Genomic DNA, 9847 nt, shown 5'->3' on the forward strand with positions numbered 1-9847 from the left:
TCAGGTGGGGAGAGGGAAAAAAACGAGACGCCCTATATAAACCTATGCGTAAATTCACCCAGGGCCAGCAGAGCCATCGACTGGCCATACGGCATGCTGGTCAGAGGGATATCCTTGTATTCCTGGATGGTGTTGAACACCGGCGTACCGAACGAGGTCTGCTGCAACTCGCCGTCGTCTGAGATATGGCCGCGCACCGCCTTGACCGCCTTGATGCCCATGGCTTCGTACGACTTGTTGATATAGCCCTTGCGGACCGCCTTCAGAATGCCGAAGGCGAAACCGGCCGAAGCCGACGCTTCTTCGTAGGACGTCTCGTCGTCCAAGATAGTCCGCCACAGGCCCGACGGCGCCTGGTACTGCGCCAGGGCCTTGATCTGAGCTTCAAGGGTCTCGACCAGGAACAGGCGCAGGCCGTCCTCCTTTTCCAGTTCCAGCAGTTCGATGAACTCCGGAATGGCGATCGTCACCCACGAATTGCCGCGCGCCCACAGGGCATTGGCGAAGTTGTGGCGGCCATCGAAGGTCCAGCCGTGGAACCACAGACCCGACTTGCGATCGGTCAGATATTTGATGTGCAGCATGAACTGCCGCTTGGCTTCCTCGACATAGTGCGGGCGATCCAGCAGCAGGCCGATCTTGGCCAGCGGCAGGACCGACATCATCAGGGTGTCGTCCCACATCTGCTGGTTATTGACCGAGTTGAAGACGATGTGCTGGAAGCCGTTTTCCTCGGTGCGCGGCAGGCCGTCCATCAGCCACTCGGCCCAGATGTCGAGATAGGGCAGGTAGGTGGTGTTGCCGGTGCGCTCATAGAGATAGGCCAGGGTCAGGAACGGCGCCATGGTGTTGATGTTCTTCGACGGCGTGCCTTCCTTGAAGCGCGCCTCGAACCAGTCGACCATGATGTCCCAGGCGGCTTCGTCACCCGAAACCTCCCAATGCTTGTAGATGCCGTAGAGGCCCACCCCGTGGGTCCATTCCCAGCCGGCCCAGCCCTTGGTGTCGATGACGCGGCCGTCGTCCAGGTGCAACAGGAACTGACCGGTTTCGTCCTTGATATTGACCAGGTTGTGGATCAGCCGGCGAATGGCGTCATCATAGTCGGCGCGGGTGGCGCCGAGCGAAGCAACATGGTGGGCAAGCAAGGACATCTGAGTCAGCCTATCTCTGGTTTTTACTGGGTTGAGGGACGGGGTCGACCGGCACGCCGCCGCGGACATTGCGCAGCACGACCAGCTTCACGGGTTCGGGCGCGTTCTGCGGCTTGCCATCGGTGGTGACCGCGAACGTCAGGGTGTTGTCGCCATTGGCATTGAGGATGCCGGGCGGCAGGATGAAGGTCTTTTGCGGACCGACATGGGCGATGAAGTTGCCGACATGCCAGCCATTGACGAAGATCAGGATGCGCGTTCGGTTGGTGGTGCGCTGGATGTCCGGATCGCCTATGACCAGGCCGACCTGGGTGTCGTGGTCCTTCGGCAGGTCCAGTTTGAAGGTGCTGCGCAGCCAGTAGGTGCCGGGCGCCGGCGGATCGTCGTCGACCGAGGCGGCCTCCCAACCGGTGGTATCGGCGAACGGAGCAACCGGCAGATACCAGCCCTCGCGCTCACCATACAGGCCGCCGTTGTTCATCGGTCCACGCACCAGGTCGGAGATGAATTCGCCGCCCTTATTGCCCTGGATCTTCCAGGAAATGGGAAGTTTGCCAAGCTCGACCGAGATCAGGCCGCGGGCTTCCTTGTGTTCGTCGTCGGCGCCCAGGTCCCAGTTGTGCGCATTATTGCGCACCATGACAGAGATCGTATGTTCGCCGGGTTTCAGCTTGGGGATATAGAGGTGCGACTTCATCGTCGTTTTCGGGCGTGCTTCGCCGGCATTGCCGTCACGCTCGCCGATGAAGCGGCCGTCGATCCATATCTGGGCCACGCCGGCCGGACCGCCGTTCCAGGTGAAGTTCAGCGTCTCCGGCGACTGGCCCTTGACCTTGAACTTGCCGCGATACCAGACGTCGCCATGGTGGAAGCCGTAATCGCTCATGGCCAGAACCGGCGCACCCGGAGGGGGTTGGGTTTCCATGGTGGCGGCCGACTCCTTGAGATCCGCGACCCGCCACCGGCTGTCGTCGAAACGCGGATCGGCTTCAGGCGAATCCTTGCGCCGCAACCATGGCAGGCTCATCAGGTCGGGCAGGGCAACCTCGGCGGGGCCTGCCAGGCCGGTCGTCCACAAGGCGCCCTCCATGGTCTGGAATTGTGCGGGCTGGCCGTTGAAGGTCAGGGTCTGGACCGGTTTCGGTGCCCAGATCTCGATTGTACTTTCCTTGTCGGTATCGCCGGTCAGGTGCAGGGCGCCATTCTCGAAGCGCGCTGTGCGGATCAGGGCGTTGCTGCGTTCCAGCACCGGGCCGTCCGGGGTGTCCTGGCGCCAGAAGGTCTTGGCGACCTCGTCTTCGGCCAGCAGCAGTTCCAGGCGTTCGTTGGCGCCGGTTTCGATGCGAACCCGGTTCATCGCCGCATGGACGTAGTTGAGTCGGATATCCTTGGTTTTCGCATCCCAGGTGACCGTGACGTCGCCGCTCAGGATGGTGACCTTGGGCTTCTTTTTGAAGCGCAAAACTGTCTCGCCATCCTCGCCGCGCGGGCCGTAGAATAGCGCGATATCGCGGTCACCCTGGCCCAGGTGGGTCTGCAATTGCGACGTCGAATAGACGACGTGCTGGCGTTCCAGGGCATAGTCGGCGACCAGCAGCTTGGCGTCCTGGCCTTGCAGGCGCAAGGTGCCCTGCTGCGGCACGCGGAAGGTGCCGTCGTCCGTGGTCAGGTCGAAGCTGAACGGATCGTCGCCGAACTCGTCAGTCGGCTCATGGATGGCGAAGATCAGGTCACCATGTCCCTTGGGGGAACGATTGTGGTACAGTTTCACCTTGGGCGAGGACGAGGCCAGAACCGGCGCCTTGTCCATGGCCGCCAGCAGCGGCTCGGCCGACTGGACGAACTGACCCATCTGTTTCAGGGTATATTGTTTGTCGCGAAGGCCGCGGGCTTCGTCGATGCCGGCGCCATAGTCGTACGACGTGTAGACGACACTGGCTGGGGTCCAGCCCCACGACGTGCCGCCAAACGCCATGTAGATCGAATGGATCGACAGGCCGTTGATCAGGCTGGAGCCGAAGAAGGTCTTGACGTACTCCGATCCGATGCGCTTCGACGTGCAGTCATAGGTGCCGATACTGCCCCAGAAGTCGAACCAGCCGCCGCCGATTTCAGCCGCGAAGCCCGGTGTGTTGGGCGAGGTCAGAGCGCCAATCTTGACAGGATTCTTGGGGTCGGGCGCGGTCACGCCTTGTGGAATCTCGGCATACATGCCCCAGTTGGGCACCTTGTTCGGCTTGCCTATCTCGCGGGTATTGGTGCAGCCGCCGCCGGGATAACCGTCGAAGGCGTAGATATCGACCGGCCCCGGCACCGACCACGGCGTCGATGACGTCTTCGGGGTCCAGTTGGGCAGGCGCGACTGGGCGTTGTGGAAGATCGGCACGGTAATGCCGTCTGCCTTGGCCTTGTCATACAGGTGCTGCATGTAACGCTGGTGCGTCGGGGTGGTCAGGCCCAGCTCGTTTTCGATCTGGTACAGGATGACCTTGCCGCTGCCGTTGGTGATCTGGTGGCGTTCGACGATGGCGTTGATCTGGGTCATCCACTGGTCGACGTCCTTCAGGTATTCAGGATCGTCGGTGCGGGCCAGGGCCTTCTGCCGCGCCAGGTAGCCGGGGAAGCCGCCCATGGTCAGCTCGGCGTTCACATAGGGGCCCGGACGGATGATGACATACATATCGAGCTCTTCGGCCATCTCGATGGCGCGCTCGATGTCGCGAATGCCGGAAAAGTCGTACTGACCCGGCATGGACGAATGGTAGCCCCAGTCCATGTATAAGGCGACGCCGTTATAGCCGGTCGCCTTCATCTTTTGCAGCACGTCGCGCCACAGCGACGGCGAGGGCAGGCGGAAGGGATGGAACTCACCGGCCCAGATCATGACGCGCTCACCATCGATCATCAATGAGTGCTTGTCCCAGGTAACCTGCTTGCCCTTGATTGCGGGTGCGGTGGTAGCCTCGACGGTGGTGGTGGGTTCGGCCAGGACGGTGAAATGACGCACGGCGCCGGAAACGCCGCCCAGTTCCTTGCGCGGGGTCCAGGTTTTCATCCAGTCAAAACTGTCGGAATACCAGTAGCGCTTGGTCAGGTAGTCGTCGAAATAGATACGAAAACCGGGCTTGCCGTCCTTGTCCTTGATCGACACCAGGGCGGGGCCTTCGATCCAGTCGCGCCAACCGGCCCAGTTACCGCGCCGCAAGACCTTCCACGGTCCGGTCAGCTTGTCGGCGGAGACCAGTTCCAGGGTTTTGGTGGTCTCGTTTTTGGTAACGGCGACATAGGTCTCGCCCCAGGGAATTGTGAAGGTGTCGATATAGTTGCCTTGGAGGCCTTCCATCGGCACGGGCGTGTCGAACTTCGCCGTGGCCAGGTCGACGGCCTTGATCAGGTGGGCGCCGAACGGCCCCTTGGTTCCGCCCTTCGACAGGGACACCACAACGTAGATGCTGCCGTCCTTGTCGCGGTACCATTCCGGCGCCCAGGTATTGGTGACACCGGGCAGGGCGACTTCGGCGTCGCCGACATGGTCCCAGGTCTTGAGATCCTTGCTGCGCGCCACGCCCATGCGGTTGCCGTCCCACGCCGTGGTGTAGACGATATAGTAGTAGCCGTCGTCGGCATGGAGCAGTGAGGGATCGCGCAGCAAACCCTTCGCCGGCCTGTAGGCGTCCATGTTCAGCGTGGTGAATTCGATGCCGTCATAGGACTCGTAGAGGCTCATCCGGTCCTGGGACGTGGCGTCGAAGGCCGACATCAGGAAGGTTGTGTCGCTGCGCCGGCTGACAACGGGCGCGGCCGCTTGCGCGTTGTCTGCGCCTTGCGTCTTGCGCTCGTTCTGTGAGGTCAGGCCGAAACTGTCCATGACGGCGTCGCCGGTCTGTTGTGCCCAGGCCGGGGCCGACAACAATCCGCCAACCGCCGCGCCCAGCAGCAGGACCTTGCGCATCGGACGGCCGGAACGGGTTTGCATGCACCTCACCTGAGCGGAATCGCCAGCCTTTTGTGAGGCCGGTCTTGCCAGCAACTTGGCATTGACAGCCCGTAAGATCAATGAATAAATATCATTATACGTCACAATCGAGCGCAAATTCAGGCCTCCGTGATCAAAAACAATCAAACTTTTGGGATTTCGGTTGCGGTATGCGCCTTTGCCCTTGCAGCGTCGGCGGCCTGCAGCCAGACTCCCGTCATGACGCAAAGCTTTACGCTATCGCCGAACGAACGCCCAGCCTATGACGCGGCAAAAGGGCAGGGTTATGTCTCGATCGCGAACGGCAATGAAGTCGCCTTTGCCGTCGCCGCCCCGCCCGGCGATTACCGGGTGACGGCGGCCGTCGGTGCGGGACGGACGACGCTTTGGGCCGAGGACCGTCGCCTGGTTGCAGGGCCGATCGTGGTGCCGGCGGGGCAGACACGCGAGGTCAGCTTTATCGTCAATGTCCGTAACGCGATCATGGCCAATGCTGAACAGGACGCGACACGTGCGCCGCGAGTCGGCCTGCGCGGCGATGAGTCTGGTGGTCGCAACTGGGACGACATGCTGACGATTTCGGCGTCGGGCCCGGACAAGGCGCTGCTGGCGTTGAAGCTCGAACCTGTCCAGGTCCGGCGCGTGCTGCTGGCCGGCGACAGCACGGTGTCCGACCAGGCGGGTTCGGATTTTGCATCGTGGGGGCAGATGCTGCCGCGCTTTGTCGGCGGCGAGGTGGTGGTGGCCAACCATGCCCGCGGCGGGGAGACCATGAAGTCGTTCGTCACCTCGCTGCGATGGGACAAGCTGCTGAGCGAGACGCGCGCCGGCGACATCGTCATCATCCAGTTCGGCCATAACGACGAAAAGAAGCAGTGGCAGCGAACCTATCTCGGCGCAGACGGGGCCTATGGCGCGTACCTGGCAGCCTTTGTCGCGGAGGTGCGCCAGCGCGGCGCCACGCCGGTGTTGGTGACTCCAGTCGCGCGGCGGTTCTTTGAGAACGGCAAGATCAGGAATACGCATGAAGGTTATGATGCCGCTGTGCGCGACACGGCGAGAATGCTGGGCGTGCCGGTGATCGACCTGACGGCGCTGTCGACTTCGTTTTACGAACAACTCGGACCCGAACGGTCGGCTTTGGCGTTTGGCAACCGCGGTCAGGACAAGACCCACCACAATGCCTATGGCGCCTGGGCGATGGCCTGTCTGGCGGCGGGCGAGCTGAAGACACTGGACCTGGGCTTGGCGATCGATGCGCCGGACTGTGCGCCTGAGCCTGAAGCTTTTGAGATCAGCGCCGCGGATTGGCCGCTGATGCGTACCCCGGAACAACCGAAACAGGCGGCTGAGCCGGTGCCGTAAAGTAAGTAAGAATACCCCTCCACCGCTTCGCGGTCCCCCTCCCCACTTCGTAGGGAGGAGAAGAAAGGCGAAGCCGGCAAATGCTTATTTCTCCTCCCCATTTTATGGGGAGGGGGACCGCGAAGCGGTGGAGGGGTATCTTTCCTCAAACCTTCAGGAAATTCCCATGGAAACCATCGCCTTCACCATGCAACTCAAGCCAGGCTTCGAAGCCGAGTACCAAAAACGCCACGACGAGATATGGCCGGAGTTGTCGGACCTGCTGCATCAGGCAGGCGTTTCCGACTATTCGATCTTCCTCGACGAAAAGAGTTTGACCCTGTTCGGCGTGCTCAAACGCACCGAAAACCACACCATGGACGACCTGCCCGATACGCCGCTGATGAAGACATGGTGGGCCTATATGGCCGACATCATGGACACCAACCCGGACAACTCGCCGGTCGTAACCCCGCTGAAATCCGTCTTCTACATGGCGTAAAGCCGCTTGCCTTCGAACAAGGCACGCGCTTAATGACGCTTCGAAATGGAGACGCTGATGACTCGCCTGCTGTGGACCTTTGATGAACTGGCCAAGGCCACGGGCGGTACCCTGACCGGAGTCGGTAACATCGCCGAAGCCAGTGGCATCAATTTCGACAGTCGCGCCCTTCAGCCCGGCGACATCTTCCTGGCGCTGCAAGGTGCGCGCGACGGTCACGATTTCGTAGCGCAGGCTTTCGCGTCCGGTGCCGTCCTGGCCGTCACCCGCCGACCGATCGAGGGCGGCGCCTGCCTGCTGGTCCCCGATGTTCAAAAGGCGCTCGAAGACATCGCCGTATTCGCCCGCAACCGCGCCCCCCAAACCCGCCGGGGCGGCGTCACCGGCAGCGTTGGCAAGACCAGCGTCACCCAGATGGTGATGCAGGGCCTGCAACAGGCCGGCCGCGCCCACTCGGCGATCAAGAGCTTCAACAACCACATCGGCGTGCCGCTAACCCTGGCGCGGATGCCGGCCGACACCGAACGCGCCGTGTTCGAGATCGGCATGAACCATGCCGACGAGATCACACCCCTGTCGGAATTCGTCGCCCCGCACGCCGTGGTCATCACTACGGTCGGCGCCGTTCATACCGAGAACTTCCCCGATGGCGAGGCCGGAGTGGCCGCCGCGAAGGCTGAGATTTTCGACGGCCTGGTGCCGGGCGGCCTGGCCATCCTCAATGCCGACAACCGCTGGTTCGACCATCTCAGTACCAAGGCGCGCGGCTCGGGTGCCCTGGTTGCGGCCTTCGGTGAAGCCGGTGGGGTCGATGCGCAACTGATTGAACATCGTGTCAATGGTGATCGCGCTTCGGTCGCAGCGCGATTCCATGGCCGTGATATCGTATTTTCGTTGTCCCACACGGGCCGCCACCAGGCCGTCAATGCCCTGGCCGCACTGCTAATGCTGGAGGCGCTGGATGTCGATCTCGACACCTCGCTTCTAGCGCTGGAATCCTTCGCCACCCTGGAGGGCCGCGGCCGGGTGATCACCAAACCGTTCAAGGGCGGCGAACTGACCATCATTGACGAGAGCTATAATGCCAATCCCGTGTCGATGACCGCGACCCTGGCCAGCCTGGGCCAGCGCGAAACCGCCGGCCGCAAGGTGGCGGTGCTGACGGACATGCTTGAACTGGGGGTCGACGAGGCCGACCAACATGCCGGCCTGGCCGAGGCCGTGGTGGCGTCGGGTGTCGACCGGGTCTATCTCGCCGGGCCGTTGATGAAGCACCTGTGGGACGCATTGCCGAGCGGCCTGAAGGGCGGTTATGCCGCGACGGCTGCTGATCTACTGGCGGCGGTCACCGAAGGTTTGCAGGCCGGCGACGTGGTCATGCTGAAGGGTTCGAACGGCTCCAAGGCTGGCTTGATCGCCAAGGCGCTGCTGGCGGGGTAGTAAAATACCTCTCCCCGCGTGCGGGGAGAGGACGAGAACCGAGCGGAGCGTGGGCGATCGGGTGAGGGGCCTTTCAAGGACTGAGCACGCCGAAGACGCCCCGCCCCTCACCCTAACCTCTTACTGTGAAGAACGGGGAGAGGGGATTCACAGCGTTTTGCGGATGCCGCCTCACGCCGCGCTTGAGCCCAAGGCCCCTGTGCGATAAGGGGTGTCAAACGACGCACCGGGGGATAGTGAGTCGCAACAAGCCGCTCTTAGACGGCGTTCACAAAGGCGTTGAATGTTTTATCTGCTGTATGAGCACTTTGCGGCATCGGGCGAGCACTGGCCGCTGATCAATCTGATGAAATATCAGACGGTGCGCATCTTCCTGGCCATGATCACCGCCATGATTGTCGCTGTTGCCATGGGCTCGCGCTTCATCCGCTGGATGCGCGCCAAGCAGGGCAAGGGGCAGCCTATCCGCGAGGACGGCCCGCAGAGCCACCTCCTGACCAAGAAGGGCACGCCCACCATGGGCGGGCTGATGATCCTGGCCGGCATCGCCGTCGGCACTGTGTTGTGGGTTGACCTGCGTTCGGTCGGCGCCTGGGTGGTGTTCGGTGTCACCATGGCCTACGGCCTGCTCGGTTTTATCGACGATTACGCCAAGGTGACCAAGCAGACGTCAGCCGGCCTGTCAGGCCCGCAAAAGCTGATCGTTCAGGGCCTGATCGCGGTGGCCGCCGTTGCCGCCCTGGTCTATCTGGCGCCCCAGCATCCCGACGCCCTGCCGGGTCTGAACACCACCCTGACCTTCCCGATCGCCAAGAACTTCATGTTCAATCTGGGCCTGTTCTACCTCGCCTGGGGCGCCTTTGTCATCGTCGGTGCCTCCAACGCCGTCAACATGACCGATGGCCTGGACGGACTGGCCATCGTGCCGGTGATGATTGCCGCCGGCGCCTTCGCGCTGATCGCCTACCTGGTCGGCAATTTCAACTTCGCCAACTACCTGATCATCCACTTCGTGCCGGGTGCCGGTGAAGTGGCCGTGATCTGCGCCGCTATCATCGGCGGTGGCATGGGCTTTTTGTGGTACAATGCCCCGCCGGCCAAGATCTTCATGGGCGATACCGGGTCGCTAGCCCTGGGCGGCGGTCTGGGTGCAGCCGCCGTGGCCATCAAGCACGAGATCGTCCTGGCCATCATCGGCGGACTGTTCGTCATGGAAGCCCTGTCGGTCATGATCCAGATCGGCTATTTCAAGCTGACCAAGAAGCGGGTCTTCCTGATGGCGCCGATCCACCACCATTTCGAAAAGCTGGGCTGGGCGGAATCGACCGTTGTCATCCGCTTCTGGATCGTCGCCGCCATGTTGGCCATGGTTGGTCTGGCTACCCTGAAAATCAGATAAGACGCAAAATTGTCGTCGTCAGGGTAGAAATC

6 protein-coding genes are annotated in these 9847 nt (G+C 62.2%); 4 read left to right on the top strand and 2 right to left on the bottom strand.

Annotated elements, in window-relative coordinates:
* Positions 1 to 32 precede the first annotated feature (32 nt).
* Both bglB and ABI_RS05445 read right to left on the bottom strand, forming a co-directional pair.
* Positions 33 to 1154 carry a beta-galactosidase BglB gene (gene bglB, locus ABI_RS05440; RefSeq protein ID WP_006271853.1) on the bottom strand — a complete coding sequence of 374 codons (1122 nt, stop codon included), beginning with the start codon at positions 1152 to 1154 and terminating at the stop codon, positions 33 to 35.
* A 10-nt stretch (positions 1155 to 1164) separates the two neighbouring features.
* On the bottom strand, positions 1165 to 5130 hold the full coding sequence (locus ABI_RS05445; protein WP_006271854.1) for a beta-galactosidase: 3966 nt from the start codon (positions 5128 to 5130) through the stop codon (positions 1165 to 1167).
* 219 nt (positions 5131 to 5349) lie between these two features.
* On the opposite strand from ABI_RS05445, the gene ABI_RS05450 reads away from it, so the two are divergent.
* The 4 genes from ABI_RS05450 to mraY all read left to right on the top strand — a co-directional run bounded on the left by ABI_RS05450 (position 5350) and on the right by mraY (position 9815).
* Entirely contained in the window at positions 5350 to 6495 is a 1146-nt protein-coding gene (locus tag ABI_RS05450) for a rhamnogalacturonan acetylesterase (RefSeq protein ID WP_157138708.1), read from the top strand.
* A gap of 166 nt (positions 6496 to 6661) precedes the next feature.
* Entirely contained in the window at positions 6662 to 6976 is a 315-nt protein-coding gene (rhaM, locus tag ABI_RS05455; protein ID WP_006271856.1) for an L-rhamnose mutarotase, read from the top strand.
* A gap of 57 nt (positions 6977 to 7033) precedes the next feature.
* Entirely contained in the window at positions 7034 to 8416 is a 1383-nt protein-coding gene (locus ABI_RS05460) for a UDP-N-acetylmuramoyl-tripeptide--D-alanyl-D-alanine ligase (RefSeq protein WP_040308953.1), read from the top strand.
* A gap of 283 nt (positions 8417 to 8699) precedes the next feature.
* A complete protein-coding gene (gene mraY, locus ABI_RS05465; RefSeq protein WP_006271858.1) occupies positions 8700 to 9815 on the top strand; it encodes a phospho-N-acetylmuramoyl-pentapeptide-transferase in 1116 nt (371 codons plus the stop codon).
* Positions 9816 to 9847 lie beyond the last annotated feature (32 nt).

The sequence above is a fragment of the Asticcacaulis biprosthecium C19 genome, from assembly GCF_000204015.1.
GTDB lineage: Bacteria > Pseudomonadota > Alphaproteobacteria > Caulobacterales > Caulobacteraceae > Asticcacaulis > Asticcacaulis biprosthecius.